Origin of the sequence: Enterococcus sp. DIV0546, from assembly GCF_051712785.1 — a bacterium.
GTDB lineage: Bacteria > Bacillota > Bacilli > Lactobacillales > Enterococcaceae > Enterococcus > Enterococcus faecalis.
This window is the reverse complement of sequence record NZ_JBIOPO010000001.1, coordinates 570423-592588: the sequence shown is the minus strand read 5'-3', so window position 1 is coordinate 592588 and position 22166 is coordinate 570423. Positions and strand designations below refer to the sequence as shown.

General features: G+C 37.5%; 18 protein-coding genes and 3 other annotated features. Of the genes, 6 read left to right on the top strand and 12 right to left on the bottom strand.

Going from position 1 to position 22166, the window contains the following annotated elements; genetic code table 11:
• Positions 1–61 precede the first annotated feature (61 nt).
• Genes IGJ24_RS02855 through IGJ24_RS02845 form a run of 3 tightly spaced genes read right to left on the bottom strand, consistent with a single transcriptional unit; the run spans position 62 to position 2588 of the window.
• On the bottom strand, positions 62–862 hold the full coding sequence (locus IGJ24_RS02855; protein WP_002383066.1) for a PTS system mannose/fructose/sorbose family transporter subunit IID: 801 nt from the start codon (positions 860–862) through the stop codon (positions 62–64).
• Entirely contained in the window at positions 855–1646 is a 792-nt protein-coding gene (locus IGJ24_RS02850) for a PTS mannose/fructose/sorbose/N-acetylgalactosamine transporter subunit IIC (RefSeq protein ID WP_002358771.1), read from the bottom strand. The genes IGJ24_RS02855 and IGJ24_RS02850 overlap by 8 nt, the downstream gene beginning before the upstream one ends.
• A gap of 48 nt (positions 1647–1694) precedes the next feature.
• Complete coding sequence (locus IGJ24_RS02845; protein WP_002407978.1) at positions 1695–2588, bottom strand: PTS mannose/fructose/sorbose transporter subunit IIAB; 894 nt, start codon at positions 2586–2588, stop codon at positions 1695–1697.
• A 260-nt stretch (positions 2589–2848) separates the two neighbouring features.
• Between IGJ24_RS02845 and IGJ24_RS02840 the strand changes: the two genes are divergently transcribed.
• On the top strand, positions 2849–3556 hold the full coding sequence (locus IGJ24_RS02840; protein WP_002366233.1) for a GntR family transcriptional regulator: 708 nt from the start codon (positions 2849–2851) through the stop codon (positions 3554–3556).
• A gap of 24 nt (positions 3557–3580) precedes the next feature.
• On the opposite strand, the gene IGJ24_RS02835 is transcribed toward IGJ24_RS02840, so the two are convergent.
• The 6 genes from IGJ24_RS02835 to IGJ24_RS02810 form a co-directional block, all read right to left on the bottom strand.
• A complete protein-coding gene (locus tag IGJ24_RS02835) occupies positions 3581–5359 on the bottom strand; it encodes a glycoside hydrolase family 35 protein (protein WP_289865445.1) in 1779 nt (592 codons plus the stop codon).
• 12 nt (positions 5360–5371) lie between these two features.
• The gene (locus IGJ24_RS02830; protein ID WP_289865444.1) at positions 5372–6535 is read right to left on the bottom strand and encodes a glycoside hydrolase family 88 protein; all 1164 of its coding nucleotides are present in this window, start codon (positions 6533–6535) and stop codon (positions 5372–5374) included.
• 271 nt (positions 6536–6806) lie between these two features.
• The gene (locus tag IGJ24_RS02825; RefSeq protein ID WP_002391333.1) at positions 6807–7634 is read right to left on the bottom strand and encodes a hypothetical protein; all 828 of its coding nucleotides are present in this window, start codon (positions 7632–7634) and stop codon (positions 6807–6809) included.
• A 3-nt stretch (positions 7635–7637) separates the two neighbouring features.
• Complete coding sequence (locus IGJ24_RS02820; protein ID WP_289865443.1) at positions 7638–9377, bottom strand: DUF2264 domain-containing protein; 1740 nt, start codon at positions 9375–9377, stop codon at positions 7638–7640.
• 378 nt (positions 9378–9755) lie between these two features.
• Positions 9756–10004 (bottom strand): GlsB/YeaQ/YmgE family stress response membrane protein, encoded by a 249-nt coding sequence (locus IGJ24_RS02815; protein ID WP_002355684.1) that lies wholly within the window; start codon positions 10002–10004, stop codon positions 9756–9758.
• Between the two features lie 106 nt (positions 10005–10110).
• The gene (locus IGJ24_RS02810) at positions 10111–11742 is read right to left on the bottom strand and encodes a peptide ABC transporter substrate-binding protein (RefSeq protein WP_289865442.1); all 1632 of its coding nucleotides are present in this window, start codon (positions 11740–11742) and stop codon (positions 10111–10113) included.
• 147 nt (positions 11743–11889) lie between these two features.
• Positions 11890–12122: a binding site (T-box leader), on the top strand.
• 155 nt (positions 12123–12277) lie between these two features.
• Positions 12278–12520, top strand: a binding site (T-box leader).
• A 53-nt stretch (positions 12521–12573) separates the two neighbouring features.
• Here IGJ24_RS02810 and IGJ24_RS02805 point away from each other — a divergent pair.
• The 3 genes from IGJ24_RS02805 to IGJ24_RS02795 are packed head-to-tail and all read left to right on the top strand — an operon-like array spanning position 12574 to position 14698.
• Complete coding sequence (locus IGJ24_RS02805; protein ID WP_002383057.1) at positions 12574–13218, top strand: amino acid ABC transporter permease; 645 nt, start codon at positions 12574–12576, stop codon at positions 13216–13218.
• Positions 13219–13230: 12 nt separating this feature from the next.
• Positions 13231–13866 (top strand): amino acid ABC transporter ATP-binding protein, encoded by a 636-nt coding sequence (locus tag IGJ24_RS02800; protein ID WP_002355681.1) that lies wholly within the window; start codon positions 13231–13233, stop codon positions 13864–13866.
• Between the two features lie 10 nt (positions 13867–13876).
• Positions 13877–14698: an amino acid ABC transporter substrate-binding protein gene (locus IGJ24_RS02795; protein ID WP_289865441.1), complete on the top strand. Its 822-nt coding sequence runs from the start codon at positions 13877–13879 to the stop codon at positions 14696–14698.
• Positions 14699–14753: 55 nt separating this feature from the next.
• On the opposite strand, the gene IGJ24_RS02790 is transcribed toward IGJ24_RS02795, so the two are convergent.
• Positions 14754–15974 carry a Fic family protein gene (locus tag IGJ24_RS02790; protein ID WP_002376018.1) on the bottom strand — a complete coding sequence of 407 codons (1221 nt, stop codon included), beginning with the start codon at positions 15972–15974 and terminating at the stop codon, positions 14754–14756.
• A gap of 247 nt (positions 15975–16221) precedes the next feature.
• Between IGJ24_RS02790 and IGJ24_RS02785 the strand changes: the two genes are divergently transcribed.
• Together IGJ24_RS02785 and IGJ24_RS02780 are read left to right on the top strand one after the other, a co-directional pair.
• Positions 16222–16665, top strand: coding sequence for a DUF2798 domain-containing protein (locus tag IGJ24_RS02785; RefSeq protein ID WP_289865440.1), 444 nt, complete (start codon positions 16222–16224; stop codon positions 16663–16665).
• A 96-nt stretch (positions 16666–16761) separates the two neighbouring features.
• Complete coding sequence (locus IGJ24_RS02780; RefSeq protein WP_002383054.1) at positions 16762–16986, top strand: DUF3955 domain-containing protein; 225 nt, start codon at positions 16762–16764, stop codon at positions 16984–16986.
• A gap of 54 nt (positions 16987–17040) precedes the next feature.
• Here the strand turns inward: IGJ24_RS02780 and leuS are convergent, their stop codons facing one another.
• A complete protein-coding gene (gene leuS / locus IGJ24_RS02775; RefSeq protein ID WP_289865439.1) occupies positions 17041–19455 on the bottom strand; it encodes a leucine--tRNA ligase in 2415 nt (804 codons plus the stop codon).
• A 120-nt stretch (positions 19456–19575) separates the two neighbouring features.
• Positions 19576–19808 (bottom strand) — a binding site (T-box leader).
• Between the two features lie 50 nt (positions 19809–19858).
• Complete coding sequence (locus tag IGJ24_RS02770) at positions 19859–22072, bottom strand: autolysin (RefSeq protein ID WP_438775351.1); 2214 nt, start codon at positions 22070–22072, stop codon at positions 19859–19861.
• Positions 22073–22166 lie beyond the last annotated feature (94 nt).

Sequence of the window (22166 nt, the reverse complement as noted above, 5' to 3'; positions counted from 1 at the left end):
AAGAGTGAAGAAAAATACTTTCTACACTCTCCGACTCTCTGAAAATCACTTAATATACTTTTTACGCCAAAATACCAAAGGCACTCAAAACAATCGATAAAATTAAAATAATCCAAATCACTCGTGTGGAATTTAATTTCTTTTGACCTAACATCCAATAAGTTAAAAGAACAAGTAAGATTGGAACTAAGGAAGGTAAAATTGCATCTAACGTATCTTGAATAACTAATTCGACCCCGTTCTTTTTATAAACAAAAGGAACTGTCGCCTTGATAACTGAAGGAATTAAGGCACCAATCACAGTCACACCAAGAACAGTTGCTGCATTCGTAAAGGCAGATAACTTGTCTTTTAAGGTCGTCACTAGTTTGACCCCTTGCTTATAACCAAGTGGTAAGAGCGCGGCCCGACCAAACAATAGTGCAATATTTGCAATAATCCAAATAACACAGCCAACCACCGAACCATTTTGAGCCAGTGTCCCTGCAACAGAGCCGAAAATCGTCCCCCAAATAACGTGGAATAAAGAGTCTCCAACGCCTGCCAAAGAACCCATCAGAGCTGTTTTTAGCGCAATAATTGTTTCTTTCGCTTTATAGCCATCTTGCTCTTCAATCGCAACATCAATCCCCATAATTAAATTCCCAAAAATAGCATTGGTGTTAAAAAATTGATTGTGTGTGCGCATCATATCTTGAAATTGTGCTTCATCATGACCATAGAATTTTTTTAAAACAGGTAAGATGCCGTATAAATATCCTGAACTCATCATACGTTCATAGTTCCAGTTTAATTGGCTTCCTAAAATATAACGCCAGCTAATTGCATTTAATTCTTTTTTTGTCAGTTTATGCTTACTCATCGCCGTCATATCCTCCTTCAAAATCACCATTTCCTGTTGTTGCTTGTGTCGTGCTTTTTGCCCCATCACGTTTAAATACAAGCATCGCTGCTACCATCCCAACTATCGAAACACCTAACATTGGAACTTTTAAATAAGCCGCTAAGAAAAAGCCTAATAGTAAATAGGGGATATATTGCTTCGTTGGCAAGTAACGTAATAAAATCCCTACACCGACAACAGGTAATACTCCTCCAGCTGTTTTTAAGCCCGTCATTAGCCATTCTGGCATGTTATCGGTAATCGTTGTTACTACAGCATCCCCCGCTAATAACATTAATAAAATCGGAATGGCACGAGACAGTCCCCATAGAACAGAACCAGATAAAACTAAGCGTGGAATCCGTTTTACTTGCATCTTATCAATCGCTTTATCGACACTATGAAGTAAAAAGACATTACAAAAACGGGCCACTACATCTAGTTGCAACATCAACAGAGAAACAGGAACAGCTAAGCCAATACCATACTCCGCTCCTTTTCCAGAGATTACAGCGAAAGCGGTTCCTAAAACAGCCCCTGTGAAATAATCAGGTACCGATGCTCCACCAAAAGCAGCAATTCCTAAACGCATTAATTGAAGAGTGCCGCCAACCATTAAACCAGTTTTTAAATCTCCCATAATCATTCCAGAAATCATTCCAGCAATAGCTGGTTGCGTCAACGTATTTGAAATAAGTGAGTCATTAATAGCAATAAACGCATAAATAGTAATTAAAATAATTTGATACGCTGCTAAATGCATTGAAATTTCCTCCTAAATTTAAAAATATTCTTTCTTAGTCTGACAGTTTTAGCCGCGTAATTTTTTCATAAAATCAACGACTGGATCGTTTGGAACTAATTGGGCTGTCACAGTGACGCCTTTTGAAGCAATTGTTTCAAAAATTTGTTCTTCTTCTGGTAAAACTTGAATACTTTTTGTTACTTCGCGTGCTCCTTCTTTGTAACTCATATTCCCAACATTTACAGTTTTGATAGGCCCTTGCGCTTCGATAAAGCGGAGCACATCTTTCGGATTTTTAAATAATAAAAATAAACGCTGTTTACCATATTTTCCTGATTGAATATTTTTAGCGGCAGCCTCTACTCCAAGAACAGATAAACGCATCGAAGAAGGCGCTGCCATTCTCAAAGATGATTTTTGTAAAGGATCTGTAGCCGCCTCATCATTGGCTACAATTATTCGCTGTGTACTAAGACTTGTCGACCAAATTCCCGCTACTTGTCCATGAATTAACCGTTCATCAATCCGTGTGTTTACAATATTTTCTTTTCCAACATATTGACTATAGTTACTTAACTCTTTTTCTTTACTGGCTTCTGAAATCTCTTGTTCTGCTTGATTCATTCCAGCCTTTACATCAACAATATTTTCTTGTGCTAAACAAACTAATTCTTTAATCGAAGCCTGTTGATTAACCACTGCTTCAATCACAACAGAGAGTGTCATCCCTGCAATAATTTCCACTCCGTCAACGTTCAAATAATTCTTAGTTGCCACGTTACATGGCGTTCCTCCTAGTAAATCAGCAATAATCAGTGTCGTACCGTTAAGGGCTTTCATTTTTTCATTTAGCTCTTTCTCAAATTGAAGATTGTCGCTATCTGGTCGTAATGAGACTGTATGCACGTGTTCTTGCCGACCAACGATCATTTCTAAGCTAACTTTGACGCCTTCAGCCATGCTACCATGACTAATTAGTACAATGTTTTCCACGAGTTTCCCTCCCTAGATGTAGGTGACCCTACTTAACATGTTATGTTCTCTACGAACTTACTATAACACATACTAAGTTATCCGTAAACCTAATATCTTAATATATTGAATTTATTTTTTTGAATTCTTTAAATAAAAATTGTCTTTCCTCTTTTTCAAAGTGTTTGCTAAAGGCTAGTTAACATGTTATGCTTAATTCATTCGATTACTAGAATGGAGGCAATCGCATGTTACCTAAATATGAACAAATTAAACAAGACCTTTTACGTGAAATAAAAAATCATACCTTTATTCCTGGTGATAAATTTTATTCTGAAGCCGATATTAAACGAAAATATGCTGTTAGTTCTATCACAGCTGTCAAAGCACTGAATGAGCTAACCAGTGCAGGTTACTTGTATCGTATCCAAGGAAAAGGGACCTTTGTTTCGAAATCAAAAGTTTCTCAAAATGTAAAATTTTCTGATATCGAGTTGCATTCTTTAGACTCTGAAAAAGTTAAAGTCCTTTCAATTGAAGAAGAAAATCAAGCCGAAATTTTAAAGGAATTAGGCTTACCAGCTAACGCTTCTTATTATAGAATCAAGCGTGTACGCTATTCTGAAGATACACCCTTTCTCGTACATATCACACATCTTCCCAAAAAGCTTGTTAAAGAGCCGCTCTCAAAGGACCTCACAGCTTATGCAAGTGTGTATGAACGAGTCCGTAAAGATTTTTCAGTAGACCTCTTCTCGTTAGCTTCTGTAGAAACAAATGAAATTGTCTTTCCCGAAGATGCTGAGTTATTGAACTTACTTCAATTAAGTTTTCGTGAACCCGCTGTTAAACAAGTTAAACATTCCTATCTCGCAGATGGTAGTGTTGCTGAATATATTATTAGTTATAAACATTGGAAATATTTCAAAACCAAAATAGAAGTAGAAGCCGAATAAATTTCAGCTTCTACTTCTATTTTTTTAGTCTATGATTACTTGATTCGTAAATTTCAAGTAATCAATGTCAATTCCCTCTGTTTCAAAAATTACTACTTCATTTTGTCCTTGCTGTAAAAATTCTTTGGGACAATACAGCGAATGAATGGGTCCTATTTCCCAATAACGACCTAGATGATGACCATTGACCACAACGAATCCTTTGCCGTAGCCTCGACAGTCAATATACGTGTCTGCTAGCTGTTCTAATTCAAATGTTACTTGATAAAATGAAGGCTGCAATGGATTTTTTCCAGCTGTGTAATCAATCTTGGCTAATTGCTCTTGTGAAAAAGTTAAGGGATAGTGTTGATAGCCTTGGTGAAAATGAATGTCTTGCATCACTCCACCTCGAATTCCTTTACTTTGTGTCGGATTATTTAATTTAAAGCCATAATTAACGCGACCTAAATTTTCCACTAAGATATCTAACGCAAGTGTGTCTTTTTCAGTTTGCCCTGAAATCAGTAGCTCTTCTCCCACTGTCTCTTGATATTGGGTAGCAGCTAAATCTCCATCTACATAAATGTGTAAACGATCACTGGCCTCAACCACTTTTAGTTTATTTTCATGATGATAATTTTTTAAATCAAACGAATAAAGCAAGTAGCCATAGCCTGAGCCAGCTTCTTCCATACTTAATGGATACGCGGTGGTCTTCGGTGTCATCATTTGATCTTTTACTGCGAATAAGGATACGCTAGCAGTTACTGGAAAGCTTCCAAAATTTCCCAGTTTTTTCGTGCGTGGTTGTGCTTGCCAAACTTCTGGACATACTTCTTTAATTGCTTTTTGAACGGCATAATATTTTTCTGTTGGTTCTCCTGCTTCTGTTAATAAAGCATCATAATCATAGCTAGTGACTTGAGGTAAATCTTTTGCACCTCGCGCCGAACACCCGTTATAAAAGCCGAAATTTGTTCCTCCATGAAACATATAGAGATTTAAAGAACCCACTGCCAGCATATCTTTTACTTCTTTCGCCAAGTCGGTACCTTCTCGCTGAATCACTGGTTCACCCCAACGATTGAACCACCCATCCCAGTATTCCATGCACATCAATGGCCATTTTTTACCATGACGAGTCATAAATTTTCTCAAAACGGCAGCATTTTCTTTCGAATGACTACCAAAATTTCCTGTCACAAAAACATCCTCTTCAATTAACGTCCCCGCATCCAAAACCTCTTCCCAAGCGCCATCAGATGTAAAAAGAGGAACCTCAATCCCCAGTTCTTCCATTATCTGCTTGGTTTGTCGCAAGTACGCTTTCTCCATGCCATAGGACCCATATTCATTTTCAACCTGCATCATGATCACTGGTCCACCTTGTGTTATCTGCAGCGGTGCTAGTTTAGGCAATAATACTTGAAAATAGTTACGAACTTTAGTCATAAAAATAGGATCTGTCGAACGTAATCGCACACCTTTTTCTTTCAAAAGCCATGCTGGTAAGCCACCAAACTCCCATTCTGCACAAATATAAGCCGAAGGACGCAGAATAACTAGTAAATTCAGTTTTTCTGCCAAGCGGACAAATGCTTCAATGTTTTTCATTCCTTCAAAATCGTATACGCCTTCTTCTGGTTCATGAATATTCCAAGGAATGTAGGTTTCTACTGTATTAGCTCCTAAAGCTTTCAGATTATAGAGGCTATCTTCCCATTGGCTAGGTGTCATTCGAAAGTAATGAATCGCCCCGCTAATAATTTTTATTGGTTGTCCATTTAATAAAAAGTCTTCTTTAATCTCAAACGTTTGCATCATTTTTCCCCTTTACCAGTATCTTTGCCATGATGGTTTTGCTAAACGCATTAAGGCTTCCATGTAAAAATAATCGCCCCATAAATTGGGTTCATCAATCCCTTTTCCTTCTGCATGTGCGTAAACACCATGGAGTAGCAGTCCTTCATTTTCGGAATCATTTTGCGTACGATAATATTCTCCTAATTGATAAATCATTCCTTTGGCAAGCTCTTTCGCTTGAGGAAAAGCCTGTAGTTTGTCTGCTTCCAATAAACCACATGCCGCAATTGCCAGTGCCGAGCTATCTTTGTCAGATGGCATTTGGTCATTAAAATCAAAATCCCAATAGGGAATTAAATCTGCTGACAAATGAGCTAGAAAAACCTCCACTATTTGTGGATAAATTTCTGGAAATGGTTGGGAATGGAGAAATGTTTCGTTTAGGGGAATCCCTAAAATTGCCCAACTTTGGCCTCGTGCCCAAATGGAAGTATCACTATGTCCTTGATGCGTAGCTCCATGTTTTGGTTTGCCTGTTTCTGGATCAAAATAATAGGTATGATAAGTTGTCGCATCGTATTTAATCACCGTTTTCATTAACGTATGATAGTGACGTGAGGCAATTTCCTCATAAATCCTATTTCCAGATAATTTAGTTGCTTCAAATAAAAGCGGTAAATTCATTAATGAGTCGATAATTAATCGATATTCTTTGGGATCACCATAATGGCCCCACGCTTGAATGAAGGAGCCATTTTCTTGGAATCGTGCTGACAATACTTCAGCGGCAGCTAGCACTTCTTGTTTACAGCGCTCATCACCGGTAATTTTATACCCAGCACCCGCCGATAGACTATATAAAAAACCAATGTCATGGTGGTCCAAAACAAAATGCTCCTCTAATCGTTGTTGAAAGCTGTCAATATTTTCCATTGCCAGTAAACGAAATTTTTCTTGGTGAGACCACTCATATGCCAGCCAAAGCATGCCTGTCCAAAAGCCATTGGTCCAATCATCGTTAGCTTTGAGACGATATCGACCATTCGTAGCACAAGCTGAAGGAAACTGTGTTCCGAAACGCTGCATATTTTTAGCAATTTTTGAAACGCATTCATTTAATTGCGTTTGAATCCATTCATCTGTGACATTTTCTCCTAGAGAGATCAGTCTTTGTTTATTTTCTTGACTACACATCTCCAACACTCCTTAACTTGTTAACATATTAACTTATTGTATTATAACGTAAAAGAAAATAAAAAGCGACCTTTCTTGATTATTTCTCTTAAAAACAAGAGCGTGGGACAAAAATCACTTTGGATTTTTGCTCCACGCTCAAAAACTGATAAACGGCGGGAACAGAACCAACTCCTTCGGAAATAAGCCGAAATTCTCCAAAAATCAAAGATCAATTTTCGGAAATTTCTTCTTATTTCTCGAAGCTAAACGGTTCTGTCCCGACCTCTTGTTATTTATTCCGACCGAATACTTCAATTTGGGTCAACGCTGGAAATGGAGAAGAGTCCAGCGCTTTTCGTAAGCATTTTAATGTCAAAGTTTGTGTTGTTTTCATTGGGAACTTTATTTCTTGAAAACAGGCGGTATTCGTTGTGGCAACTACTCGTTCCTCTCCATCTGAAAAAGCTAAAGTGACTTCCTCCCAATAGCTATCATGTGGGTAATCCGCCCGAAATAGCAAGCGGATCCAGTCCGTTTCTACAGGCCTGCCAAAGTCAATCGTTAACTGTGCCTCCTTTTGTTGGTTAATTCCCCAAGAAGCAAATGGATACGAGCCATGAGAAAGGTTACCAAACTTAGAATCAATAGCATTTTTCGCAAAGAAAACAGCATCGTCTCTCGTTTCAACGTTTGCATATGCATGGGGATAGGCTCCTGAATATTCTTTTTGGTCATGTGTATTCATAGAAAGATTTTGATAATTGTCTTTTTCAAACGTGTGCGCTTGTCGAACCATTATTTGGTGCCTTGCTGAATGAAAGGCCGTATCAACAAAAGCTTTTCGAGCAGATTCTTCTAATGGAATTTGATATTCCCAAACTTTTTCTTTCAGATAAATCAATGAAGGAGCCAAAGTTTCATCTAATTGAACCATCAAATAAGGGGTAGCCCCTGTATAAGTCACTACAATTTTATCGCCAACTTGATAAAGGTACTGTTTAATTGCTAGTACCGCTAACGTGTCTCCCTCCGCCATGAATGGCGCTTCTGGCTTCTCGTGATCGATTCGGCCAGTAATAATCTGATTGTCTTTATTTTTCAATTCGATTTTTATCATTTTTTATTCCTCCCTTGTCACACCGCCTACCAAACAAATCAGGCGATGCGTTCCTATTGGTAGCTCTTTTTGTAAATAAGGTAAACTTGTTCTTGGGAAAAACAACGATGTATTGGGTTCAGGTTGAAGAATACCTGCGTGGTCATATCCTTCAATTGTAACTATTTGCGAACACAATTCTCCTGAATCGACTCTAGCCCACTCTTTACCAAGTTCTTTTTCTGAAAATTTTCCAAGTAACGGTAGACTGAATCCTCCTTCGCGCACTTTTAATGGAACCGATGTCACTATTTCATGTACTCTAACATGCCATTCTCCAAAAGGATAAATGGTTGTTTCAATTTCTACTTCTTGAAAAGGTAGCCATTTATAATAAACTTGCTCCTCTGTTAAATAAAAATCATGAACTTTCCCTTTAACACGAAAATATTCACCATCACGAGAAACAGCCAATACGTTATCAAAAGCCCCCTCCTCATAACGCGCACCAGCTTTGGGAACGCTAAAACCAAAGCGGCTAGAATAGACAAATTTACTATATTTAGCCGCAGCATGCGCTTGATTTTCAAGCCATAGTCCTGCAGGATAGCCGAGGACATGCGTTTTCATTTTAGGATGGATTAATAACATGTTTCCCTTTTCTATCAAACGCTTTTCTTCTCGTTTTATCGCCAGCGGTTCAGCACGCCAAAACGGATGGTCTTGATCCACAGCGAGCAACAAAAATGTTTTAAAGGCCCAATACGGAGAGCCTGGTGCGTTATAACCTTCTGCCATTACTAAATTTTCGTAATGATAGCCAATGGACAACCGACCATCATAAGTGAAAATAGTCTGTTGCATCCAACAGTGTAAATGTTTTGCTAACAGCGTTTTTATTTGTCCCAAAGGTAACGCCTCTACTTCTGCAAATATCAAAGCTGCGAAAAATGCTCCTTGAGCAAACCGATACGTTTGACTACGTCCGTAAGGTAACGCTTCGCCCTCCTCATCAAAATAGTACAGATAGTCCTGCGCGAACATAACGGCTCGTTCTGTAAAACGTTTCGCACGAATAGGATCTCTTTCTCGCATAAATTTGACATAAATCAAACTATAATAATGAAAAGCAAACGAAATATAATAATCTCTTTGCGTAGTTTTACCATCCATATACCAACCATCACCTAAATACATGCGTTCAATCAACGCCAATTCTTCCTCTAGTTCCGCTTGGTTAATCACTTGTCCACATCCCTCGAGTGCTAAACGAATGAGCACTTTGAAAAACGTCCAATTATTTTTAGGAATTTTACAACCAAGTGCCTTATTTAACCAAACCATGATATTTTCTTGCTGTTTCTCAGAAAAACAGGACCAAAAATATGTCTTATGAAGCAATAAAGTTAAAGATAATGCTGCTGCTTCCACAATATATTGATCATAATCAACAATATCGCCCCAATAGTCTTGGGATGACGGATCAGTTCCTGCGATTAATTTTTCCACATAAGCATCTCTTAAAACATCATCTTTACAAGTAACCCAATACGGTCCAATTCCCCATAATGGTCGAATGAGCGCTTCCATTTCAGCATGTTGCTGATCATAGACAGCACCACTGGACCCAAAATTTACGCCAGGTTTTTCTGATGTTAAAATAGCCGTTTTTAAAGGTGTCATGATTGTTTCAAAAGCTTCCAAATATGCTTCTCTGGTCAAAAAAAGATTACTTTTTAACGATTCCATGCTTTTCGCCCCCATTAGTTTAATTCAAAGAATAACAAGGGCACTTATTTTTTTCAACTATCGTTTAATGAATAAAACGGCGTATTATGAGAGCAGAATTTCAACTTCCCCAAACTTAACATATTAATTTTTTCTTTATTTTTGTTGAGCCTTGAGCTATTCACTTTATCCAACAAAACTTCCTTTATCAAAAATGAATAATAAATGAAAAATAAGCAGTCTAACGCAGGAAATTCTCATAATAAATATTTTTAAAAAAAAGAGTCTATGACAAAAATCCAAAGAGATTTTTGTCATAGACTTAAAATATGAGAGAAAAGACATCAAAAGTAATGGTCTGATTAACCTTCACAAGTTTTATGATGCTTTTCAAGATATCATTTTGATACAATTTTACGCCTTGCGGTTTACAATAAAAGAGTAAATTGCGATACAGATAATCGCTCCTAGCAACGCTGAGATAATTGGAAACCCGCCGATGACTGGTCCTAAAGAAGGCAACAAGAGTGATGCTACCCAACTTCCTAAAAAGCCCACGATAATATTTCCAATAATGCCACCTGGCACGTCTTTTCCTAAAATTGCGCCAGCAATTGCGCCAATAATTCCTCCGACAATTAATGCCCATAGAAAGCTAAACATTTGAAAAACCTACCTTTCATAGTTGATTTTTTTAGTTAATTTTCCTTCTTTAAGGATAAAACAGAAAGCAGACTTTTTCAAAAGATAGGACTTTTCAGAAGTCAATTTATTCTTCTACATAAGCTAAACGATAGGATACTGTGCGACCAAAAGAAAATACTTGCAAACCTTGTAAGCGATCTGATTTCAAGTAACCAATGGCTCCTTGGAATAGTGGTAAAACACCGGCATCTTTTTCAATTAATGTTTTTTCTAAACTTAGTAATTCATTCCAGCGTTTTTCAGGTTCATTGGCGTAATCTTTTCTAACTTTTTGGAGACCCGCATCATACGCTGAATCGTTATAACCAGAAGTATTTAAGCCACTTTTTGAGTCATAAAATTCTAAAAAGTTAATGGGATCAGCATAATCAGGTGTCCATGTTCCAAAGGCTAAATCGTAATTACCTGCTGTTTGTAAATCCAAACGATTTTGCAAAGGCAATGATTTTAATTTGATTGTTAAACCTGGTAAATTTTGTTGCAATTGCCCTTGAACAAATTCAATGGTTTTCTTGGCAATCGCTGAGTCCGCTGAGATTAGTTCCAATTCAATTTTATCTTTGCCCAATTCTTCTTTCGCTTTGGTCCAGTTAGCTTGGGCTTCTTTAATATTATATGGCAATAAATCACCATTTTCTTTGCGGAAATCTTCACCTGTATCTGGATTTTTTGCAAAATTAGCTGGTACAAAACCATTTAAAGCTGTCGAGCCATCTCCTAAAATTTCTTTTGCAAAAGTTTCTTTGTCAATCGCTTGTAAAAAAGCTTTTCGAACATGTTCGTTGCCAGTAATTTCACGGCGATGATTGGGACTTAAATAACCTACCATGGCTTTAGGTACAAAATGTGCTTGTTTTGACTCTTTATACTGAAGTGCATAAGTATCTGCTAAAACAGTGTAATCTAAGTCGCCATTATCAAAAAGATTGGCTCCTGTGCCAATTTCTTTCACTACTTGAACATCAATTTCATTCAATTTTACGTGTTCTTTATCCCAATAATGATTATTCTTCTTCAATTTCCAAGTTTCGGAATTGCCATCCCAACCTGAAATTACAAACGGCCCATTGCCAACAAAATTATCTGCAGAAGTCCCATAGGCAGTACCTTTTTCTTTGGCAAAGGCTTCATTTTTAGGCATAAAAGGTGTTCCAACTAAGACTTGGGCTAAATAAGGAATTGGATTTTCCAATGTTAGTTCTAGTGTCTGGTCATCGATTGCTTTGACACCAAATTCTTCCATCGTGGCTTGTCCTTCCCGCACCGCACGCCCATTTTTAAAAATATCCATTTGATTACTGCTACTTGAACCATACGCTGGATCGACCACGTTTCTAAACGCAACTACAAAATCCCCTGCTTTAACTGGATCCCCGTTTGTCCATTTTGCTTCTCGTAACTTGAATGTATAGACTAACCCGTCTTCACTAACTTGTGGCTCTGCTTTCGCCATAGCTAGCTCAGGATCTCCGTTTTTATCTTGTCGATACAAGCCTTCAACTACTTGACCAATCATATCGGAACTATAGACATCTGTATAATGAGCGCTGTCTAATGTCGAGAGTTCACCGCCAGATGCGACGTTAATTTTCTGTGTAGATGCTTCATTCGAGGTCGTTTTCGAACCGCCACTTCCACATGCTGCTAAAACCAAGCCCAGTGCAACAAGTCCGATTAACCACTTTTTCTGTTTCATACCAAAACTCCTCCTTCTGTTCAAACAACTTATCTATATTTTACATGATTTTCCATACATTTGTCCTTTTTCAGCACTTACTTTTTGAAAGAAAAATATTTTTTTAAGAATAAGAGTTGACAGATATTTTTTCTGGTGGTAAAGTATTGAAAAACAGAGAACAGAAGAGTAACTGTTTCCTTTAGTGAAGAGAGTCTTTGGTTGGTGGAAAAAGACGTAAAGAAACAGCGAACCACATCTGGGAGTTGACTTTTTGAACCCTTAGTAGGAAAGTCCGGGACCACTCGTTAACAGGCGAAGTTATGAACTTCATAAGGTTCGTGTTGCGAAACACGAATAAACTAAGGTGGAACCACGATAATTGATTATTCGTCCTTTGGCTAGTCAGCCAAAGGACTTTTTTGTTTTTTTAGATGCGCTTTTCAAACTGAGAGAATGCCTCAACCGCTCCTGTCTGTTGTCCCCTTTTCTATATGCTCAATGGGATACTCTAGAAAAGCAACAGGTTTTCTGTTCCGTTCGAACAATTTCATACTTACAATCAAGGCTTAGGACATAGTAATTTAGCTCTTCCTTTACAGAGACTTTTTCATTGGCTGAAAGAAAAAGATGGATTCTTCTTTGCTCACACCTAAAAGATGTTTTTCTGAATCCTTTAGTAAGAAAAACCGGTGACTCTATCGTTAACAGAGAGTAGTTGTCAACGCAACTACATAAGGCTTATCTTGTGAAAGATAAGTAAATTGAGGTGGCACCACGAATGCGATTCGTCCTCTTGGCTCACAGCCAAGAGGCTTTTTTGTTTTTTAATAAAAATTGTTGGAGGAAAAAATGATGGATTATATTTTAGAAATTTTACCTGCTTTAGTTAGCGGAGCTGGCATGACACTGAAAGTCTTTTTCTTTACGCTCCTTGGCTCGATTCCACTGGGGATCATCATTGCCTTTATTTTACAAAGTTCGTTTAAACCTTTACGTTACTTAATTAACCTCTACATTTGGTTAATGCGCGGCACTCCGCTATTGTTACAATTAATTTTTGTTTTTTACGGCTTACCATTAATTGGTATTGTTTTTGAACGTTATGATGCGGCCTTATTCGCATTTATTTTAAATTATGCTGCGTACTTTGCTGAAATTTTTCGCGGGGGGATTCAAGCAATTCCCCAAGGTCAATATGAAGCTGCTAAGGTTTTACGTTTAACACGTTTTCAAACAGTCACGCGGATTATTTTGCCACAAGTTGTTAAAATCGTGCTGCCTTCCGTAGGAAATGAAATTATCAATTTGGTCAAGGATACTTCTCTTATTTATGTTCTTGGCTTAGGCGATCTTTTGCGTGCTGGTAAAATTGCCATGAGCCGCGATGTTACATTAGTGCCATTAGCTTTAGTGGGAGTGATTTATTTACTCTTTACGGCAATTTTGACTGTTGCTTCTAAGAAAATTGAAAAATTCTATCAATATTATAAATAGGAGGACTCTACCATGTTAACTATTAAAAATTTAACCAAACATTTTGACAACCGGACCATTATTGATCACTTAAATTTAGAAATTCCAGAGGGTAAAATTTTAACGATTGTTGGTCCTTCAGGCGGCGGAAAAACCACTTTACTTCGTTGTTTGGCTGGTTTAGAAACCATTGATTCTGGTGAGCTTTTGTTGGATGGTGTTCCTTTCAATCCTGCTGAAATGGACAATGCCGATCAAGTGGTTGGGGTCGTTTTCCAGGATTTCCAACTTTTCCCTCACTTATCAGTTTTAGAAAACATTACCTTAGCACCTACATTAGTACTAAAAGAAGAAAAAGCAAAAAGTCAGCAAGAAGCTTTAGAATTACTGGAAAAATTGGGCTTGGCTGGTAAAGAAAAACTCTATCCGTACCAACTTTCTGGTGGACAAAAACAACGAGTTGCACTTGCTCGTGCCTTAGCAATGAAGCCAAAAGTTCTTGGGTACGATGAACCAACGAGCGCGCTAGATCCAGCTTTACGTCAACAAGTGGAAGAAGTTATTTTAGATTTACGGAAACAAGGCATGACACAGATTGTCGTGACCCACGATATGGCTTTCGCTGAAAAAATTGCAGACAATCTTTTGACGGTTGCCCCCGTCCAATAGAAAGGAGTTTATGATGAAAAAGAAATATTCTTTAGCCTTGCTGGTTATCTGTTGTAGTTTACTCCTATTTGCAGGTTGTGGTAAAAGAAAAAGCAACGAAGATCAATGGACACGGATTAACAAAGAAAAACGGATTATTATTGGCTTAGATGACTCCTTTGTGCCCATGGGTTTTCAAGATAAAGCAGGCAAAATTGTCGGCTTTGATGTCGACTTAGCCAAAGCGGTTTTTAAACTTTATGGCATTTCCGTTGACTTCCAACCGATTGATTGGTCTATGAAAGAAACAGAATTACAAAATCAAACCATTGATCTTATTTGGAACGGCTACACTAAAACGAGCGAGCGGGCCGAAAAAGTTCAATTCACACAACCTTACATGACGAACGACCAAGTACTTGTTTCTTTAAAAGAAAAAAACATTGCAACAGCGAGCGACATGCAAGGCAAAATTTTAGGGGTTCAAAACGGCTCTTCTGGCTATGATGGCTTCGAAAGTCAGCCTGACGTTTTGAAAAAATTTGTTAAAGACCAAACACCTATTTTATATGACGGCTTTAATGAAGCTTTCTTAGATTTAAAATCTGGCCGAATTGATGGGCTCCTAATCGATCGCGTCTACGCCAACTACTATCTTTCCCACGAAGATAATTTAAAAAACTATACTATTTCTCATGTCGGCTATGACAATGAAGATTTTGCTGTGGGCGTCCGCAAATCAGACAATCAATTAGTCCAAAAAATCAATGCTGCCTTTGAAACGTTACGAAAAGACGGCACCCTTAGTAAAATTTCTCAAAAATGGTTTGGAGAGGACGTTACAAATCATTAAAAGTTGACCACTAAAAAATCCTGAAGCTCTCAAAATCGAGAGTTTCAGGATTTTTTTATCCAATTGTTTCTTCAAATTGTTGAGTGATTCGATACGTTTTCGGTTTCTTTCCTTGAACTTGAATATACGCTTGTTTTTCTAATGTTTCCGTTATTCGCTTAACTTTTCCGTAGGACCAGTTTTGATTTTCTTGAATCTCTTTAATCGATACACTTTCGGTGCCGTTTCTAAACATATGTGCTTGAATTAATAAAAACAGAACACTGCATTCATCTTCAGGTAACTCTGAATGTTTTAACCATTGCGTGGCTCTTTTCAACTGATTAGTCCATGTTCTCAGCTCTTCTAAAATTTCCGTTTGTCCTAATAAGATAAATTCATACATCGTCTGAACAAAAAGAGTTACTTCTCCTCTATTTCTTGGATTTGTGACTTCGGAAAAAGCTTTTTCATATTTTCTCTTATTATGGATTACGGCATTGGAAACAGTCAATCCTGTCAGTGGATCCAATTTTCTAGAGAGATAGTTAGACATCAAAAAACGGCCCATTCGTCCATTCCCATCATAGAAGGGATGAATATACTCAAAATAGTAATGACTGATACAACATTTAAGTAAGCTTGGTAGTGCTGATTGATTCATAAAAAGGATAAGTTTTTCTAGATCAGCTATAATACTTTCTTCGTTGGAACTCCCCTGATGAACAACTTTGTCTTTATCACTGATATATACAACAGATTTCCTAAATAATAAACCATCTGGATAGTCTTCTTCTTGGATATCAGCTTTAAAGAGTTCATCATAGATTTCTCTAAATTGACCTAATGTTTCTATTTTTAGCATTTTATCAGTCACGATACCTTTATACATGTTTACAATGCCCTGAAATCTTTCAGTTGAATTAGCATTTAATTTGTGTAAAACTTTGCTAATATCTTTTCTTGAACTTTTAACCCCTTCAATTTCATTCGTACTTTGTATCTCTTCAATCAATTGATAAAAAAAGATATTTTTTTGTACAATTTTTGGTAATTTATGTATATATCTCATTATTTCTTGAGAATTTTTCATAATTTTTTCTTGTAATACGCTGTGTTGAAGTAAAGGAACGTAGAATAACTCATAGGTTTCTTTTGTTTTCCGTTCTTCTTTGTCAAAAGGGTGGATAAATAACTTAGTTTGTAAAGTAGAATCAAAATTTAAACGTTCTTGATATTTCTTTTCAAAAGAATCTCTATTTTTATAAAAATCTACTTTTAGTAATTTATATGTCATTATACCCCTCTTTTCTTATTCTAAATTACAAAAAAACGTTTTTTTGTAATTTAGAATATCTTTCACTTAAATTTAACATTCAAAATTACAAAATTCAACTATTTTATAATTTTAAATTTACATAGAAAATTTAGCAAATTCTAACTTATGAAGAACTTTTATTTTTGCTACACTAGTAAAAGTCGAGAGAATTTGTCCTTTTCTGCCTAGAACAATCATTACTCTCAATAAATGAAAGGAGAAAAAAATGCCTACTAATAAAAAAGAAGGAATGCTTTTTACTACGTTAATGTGCTTTCTGATGGTTTTCGGAATGAGCACCTATAATTTATTATTGCATGGAGAATTTTCATTGTACGCCTTATCAAAAGGTTTGCTTCCTGGATTTATCGTTGCTTTTATTTTAGACGTTTTCATCGTTGGTGTCTTAGCTAAGAAAATCGCTTTTTCTTTACCCTTTAATAAAGAAAAACGGCTATTACTTATTCTGACCATTTCAAGTCTCATGATTATCGGCATGGTGACTTGTATGTCTTTATTTGGCTTATTAATGGAAGGCCAGACGTTGTCACTAAGTGTGTATTTCCAAGCTTGGGGCCTGAACTTTATTGTTGCCCTTCCTTATCAATTGCTGATTGTCGGTCCCTTTTCACGTATGATCTTAACCAATTACCAACAACGACAAACTTAGAAAATAGATTTCTTATCTAAGTTTTAACAGTTGCCTAAAAAAAAGTTAACCTTTTTGATTTATCTTAGTGATAGTTCATTAAAGGAGGAACTGAAGTTGAAAAAATATCGTATTAGCTTATTTCTTGGCTTGATTAGTCTTTTATTATTTATGATCTCTATTTTAGTTGGATCAACATTATCTAGCGATGGACTTTTAAAAGAACCCGCCTTTTTCTGTACGCCGCTTGGTTATTTTTTTCTCTTCATCGCCTTGCTTTCAGTTATAACAATCACATGTAAAGAACATATGAATCAAAAAGGTAAAACAAAACAACCTTAAAAAGAGCCTGACGTTTTGATACGTCTGGCTCTTTTTTTAATAAAAACATATAACTTAATTTGCAACAATATTTACTAATTTATCTGGAACAGCAATCACTTTGCGCACTGTTTTTCCTTCAATAAATTCTTTAACAGCTTCATGGTTCATTGCAATTTGTTCTAATTCTTCTTTGCTTAACCCACGAGCGACATTTTGTTTGCCACGTAATTTTCCGTTCACTTGGAAAACTACTTCCACTTCATCTTCTACTAAGGCTGCTTCATCATAGGTTGGCCAAGGGACATAAGTTAAACTTTCCTCGTTACCTAAAATTTGCCATAGTTCTTCACCAATATGTGGCGCGATTGGCGCAAGTAATTGGACAAATCCTTCCACATATTCATAAGGTAAGGCATCCACTTTATTGGCTTCATTCACAAAAACCATTAATTGAGAAATCGCTGTATTAAAGTGCAAGTTTGCCATATCTTCTGTCACTTTTTTAACCGTTTGATGATAAACTTTCGTTAAACGGCCATCATTAATTGTGGTAATTCGGTCACGCATTTTGCCTTCTTCATCAACAATCAGACGCCAAACGCGATCTAAGAATTTACGACTTCCTTCTAAGCCATTTTCATTCCAAGCAATGGAAGCATCTAATGGGCCCATGAACATTTCATAAAGACGTAATGTATCCGCACCATATTTAGCCACCACATCATCGGGATTTACAACATTGCCACGTGATTTAGACATTTTTTCGTTGTTTTCTCCTAAAATCATACCTTGGTTGTATAATTTTTGGAAAGGTTCTTTGGTAGGAACCACACCAATATCATATAAGAATTTATGCCAAAAACGAGCATAAAGTAAATGCAACACCGCATGTTCGGCACCACCAATATAGATATCAACTGGTAACCAACGTTTTAATTTTTCAAAATCAGCAATTTCATTTTTATTATGAGGATCAATGAATCGTAAGTAATACCAAGAGCTTCCAGCCCATTGTGGCATAGTATTCGTTTCACGTTTTCCCTTCATGCCAGTTTCAGGGTCGACGACATTGACCCATTCATCAATGTTTGCTAATGGCGATTCCCCAGTTCCACTTGGGCGAATATCCGATGTTACTGGTAAACGTAGAGGTAACTCAGATTCAGGAACCGTTGTGGTTGTTCCATCTTCCCAATGGATCACAGGAATTGGTTCACCCCAGTAGCGTTGACGAGAGAATAACCAGTCACGTAAACGATAAGATACTTCTTTTTTCCCTACGTGATTTTCTTCTAGCCACTCATTCATTTTAGCGATGGCTTCTGCTTTGTTTAATCCATTTAAGAAATCAGAATTGATATGCGGTCCATCACCTGTATAGGCTTCTGTTGTAATGTCGCCACCTGCGATTACTGGTAGGATATCAATGCCAAATATTTTCGCAAATTCGTAATCCCGTTCATCATGCGCTGGGACCGCCATGATTGCGCCTGTGCCATAGCTTGCTAAAACATAATCGCCAATCCAAATTGGAATTTCTTGGCCATTGACTGGATTTATAGCATACGCACCTGTGAAAACACCTGTTTTTTCTTTTGCTAAATCCGTTCTATTTAGATCAGATTTTTTTGAGGTTTCTTCAATATATGCTTCTACAGCTGCTGTTTGTTCAGGTGTCGTAATTTTTTTCACTAGTTCTAGTTCAGGAGCTAGAACAGTATAGGTTGCACCGAACAAGGTATCAGGACGGGTTGTAAACACCGTGAAACTTTCTTCTGTGCCAGCGACTTTAAAGGTCACATTGGCTCCTTCAGAACGTCCAATCCAATTTCGTTGCATATCTTTAATACTTTCTGGCCAATCAACAAGCTCTAAATCTTCTAATAAGCGATCTGCATAAGCAGTAATTTTCAACATCCATTGACGCATTGGTCGGCGAACCACATCATAACCGCCACGTTCACTTTTTCCATCAATGACTTCTTCATTTGAAATAACAGTTCCTAGTTCAGGTACCCAGTTAACCGCAACTTCTGCTTCATAAGCTAACCCTTTTTCATATAATTTTGTAAATATCCATTGTGTCCATTTGTAATATTCAGGATCAGTGGTATTAATTTCACGATTCCAATCATAGCTGAATCCTAGTGAATTAATTTGGCGACGGAATGTTTCGATATTTTTCTTAGTAAATTCAGCTGGGTCATTTCCTGTATCTAACGCATATTGCTCTGCTGGCAAACCAAACGCATCCCAGCCCATTGGATGCAACACATTATAGCCTTGCGCACGTTTCATACGTGAAAGAATATCGGTTGCTGTATAGCCTTCCGGGTGACCTACGTGTAAGCCTTGTCCAGATGGATAGGGAAACATATCTAGTGCATAAAATTTTTCTTTATTTGGGTCGTCCAATGTATTGAAACAATTGTTCTTAGCCCAATATTTTTGCCATTTTTTCTCAATCTCTTTGTGATTGTAGCTCATGTTATTCCTCCTAGTAATATAAAATTTTTCATTCTTAAAATTTGCCACCTGCAGCCATTGTCACTATTCTGACTTAAACTAGCCACTTAGTGATAAAAAAAAGTCCTATAGGAAAAATTCCTATAGGACGTGAACATACAAATGCAACGTGGTACCACCTAAATTCGTCAAAGAAACGGTCAGTCACCGTCACCTTAACCTCAAACGTCTTAACGATCGTCACCGACTTTTCCTACTTGGTTTGTTCAAAAAAGTAACTTAAAGGCGAGTTCAAAAGCTTCTGTACGTATTTCCACCAGCCATACGCTCTCTATCACATGGTTCTTTCTACTATTCCTTCTCATTGTTTTTTTCTATTATAAGACTCATGTTACCAAAGATAGCTATTTTTTTCAATCTTAAATTAACCAACTTTTAAAGTTTGACCAATATAAATTGTATCCCCGCTTAAGCCATTTAATTGTTTGATTTTTTGGATGCTGATTCCGTATTGCATTGATAAGCCCCAAAGTGAATCACCGCTTTTAACTGTATGGCGTTTGCCTGATGCACTATTTGTTGAAGAAGCATTGCCACCTGCAGAAGCGCCTTTTTTCACGATGATTGTTTGACCAGCAAAAATTAAATCGCCTTTGATCCCGTTCCATGAACGTAGATTAGCAACACTCACGCCAAACTGTGCAGAAATTTTATTCAGCGTATCACCTGATTTAATCGTGTAGGATGTTGTCGCACCGCCACCATTATTCGTAGGCTTGTTCGTATTCGTTGAACCTGAGTTGGCACCTTTTTTCACGATAATCTTTTGACCAGCAAAAATCAAACTACCGCTGATGTTATTCCAGGCTTGTAAGTTAGCCACACTAACACCGAATTGTGCAGAAATTTTGTTCAAGGTATCCCCTGATTTAATTGTGTAGTACGTATTCGTTCCTGATTGATTATTGTTAGAGCCACCGTTGCCTGAGCCACCGGTGTTACCTGAAGTACCTTTTTTCACAATAATTTTTTGACCAGCGAAGATTAAATCGCCAGAAATGCCATTCCATGAGCGTAAATTAGCAACACTCACGCCATATTGCGCGGCAATTTTGTTCAAGGTATCGCCTGATTTAATTGTGTAGTACGTATTCGTTCCTGATTGATTATTGTTAGAGCCACCGTTGCCTGAGCCACCAGTGTTACCTGAAGCACCTTTTTTCACGATGAGCTTTTGACCAACGAAAATTAAATCGCCAGAGATACCGTTCCATGAGCGTAAATTAGCAACGCTCACGCCATATTGAGCGGCAATTTTATTCAAGGTATCCCCTGATTTTACAGTATAGTACGTGTTCGTTCCTGATTGATTATTGTTAGAACCACCGTTGCCTGAGCCACCAGTGTTACCTGAAGCACCTTTTTTCACGATGAGCTTTTGACCAACGAAAATTAAATCGCCAGAGATGCCGTTCCATGAGCGTAAATTAGCAACGCTCACACCATATTGCGCGGCAATTTTATTCAAGGTATCTCCTGATTTTACAGTATAGTACGTGTTCGTTCCTGATTGATTGTTCGAGCCGCCTGTTCCTGGATTAACTGTTCCGCCCCCAGTATTTCCACCAGAAGATGGTGTATCATATTGAGTTAAGTTATATGCGGTAATGACATTATTTAATTTAGCATTGTAGCTAGGATCTGTCGCATAACGACCTGTTAACCAAGCAGTTGCATCGCGGTACGAGCTTGTATTGCTTTTCCAAGCCCCAGCATAATAGTAAACGCCCGCTTGGAAAGAAGTTGTTTTTAGCACGTGCGCATTATCTTGGAATGATTCCATATAAGAAGGATATTTACGGAAAGGTTCTTTTTTCACTAACCATTTGCCGTTTAAATATTCCCATGTATCCATATAGACAGATTGTCCATTGTAGCTGCCTTTAATCCCAAATAAGTTATAGTTTGGTGCCTTAGATAACGTACTTGCCCCCCAACCACTTTCAACGATTGCTTGAGCCATCATCACTGATGCATATAAATCATTGGCTTGCGCAATAGGTTGTGCACAACGAGCTAACTCGGCAATAAATTCTGAAGGACTTTGCGTCGGTGATAACGCTGAAAAAGTTTGCGCAGAAGCTACTCTAGCTTCTGGTACTTTTACTTCATCATCGGGTGTAACCGCAGGCGCTGCTTCAGACTCGGTTGCTGAAGGAGCTACTGGCGTGATTTCTGCTACTGAAGAATCAGTCGTTCCTGATTCCACAGGTGTAGTTGAATCAACTGTTGGTTGCTCGGTACTTGGTGTTGTTGGTGTTTCTGTTGATGATTCAGTTGTCGATTCAGTCGTTGTTGACGAATCCGTTGTCGGTTGTTCCGTAGTTCCTGGCGTAGTTTCTGTTGTTGGTGTCTCTACTAAGCCAGTTTCCGTAGTAGGTGCTTGGGCAACTTCCGCATTTGTTGGCTGCTCTTCTGTTGCCTCAGCAGTCACTGGTAGTAACGCAACGGGCGTTCCTACAGATGAAACAATTAACGCCGAGCTGAATAAAGTAGTGCTCTTCTTCCATTGTACTGGCGTTTTCTTTCTTTGTTGTGCTTTCCTTCTTTCGATACGTGACATTGATTCTTTCTTCATTGATACGTCCCCAACTTTCCTTTTTTAACTTATATGTAAATGTAATTTTTTAGTTTTGTTATTATAACAAGTATACCTTTTTTTCTGGCGAATT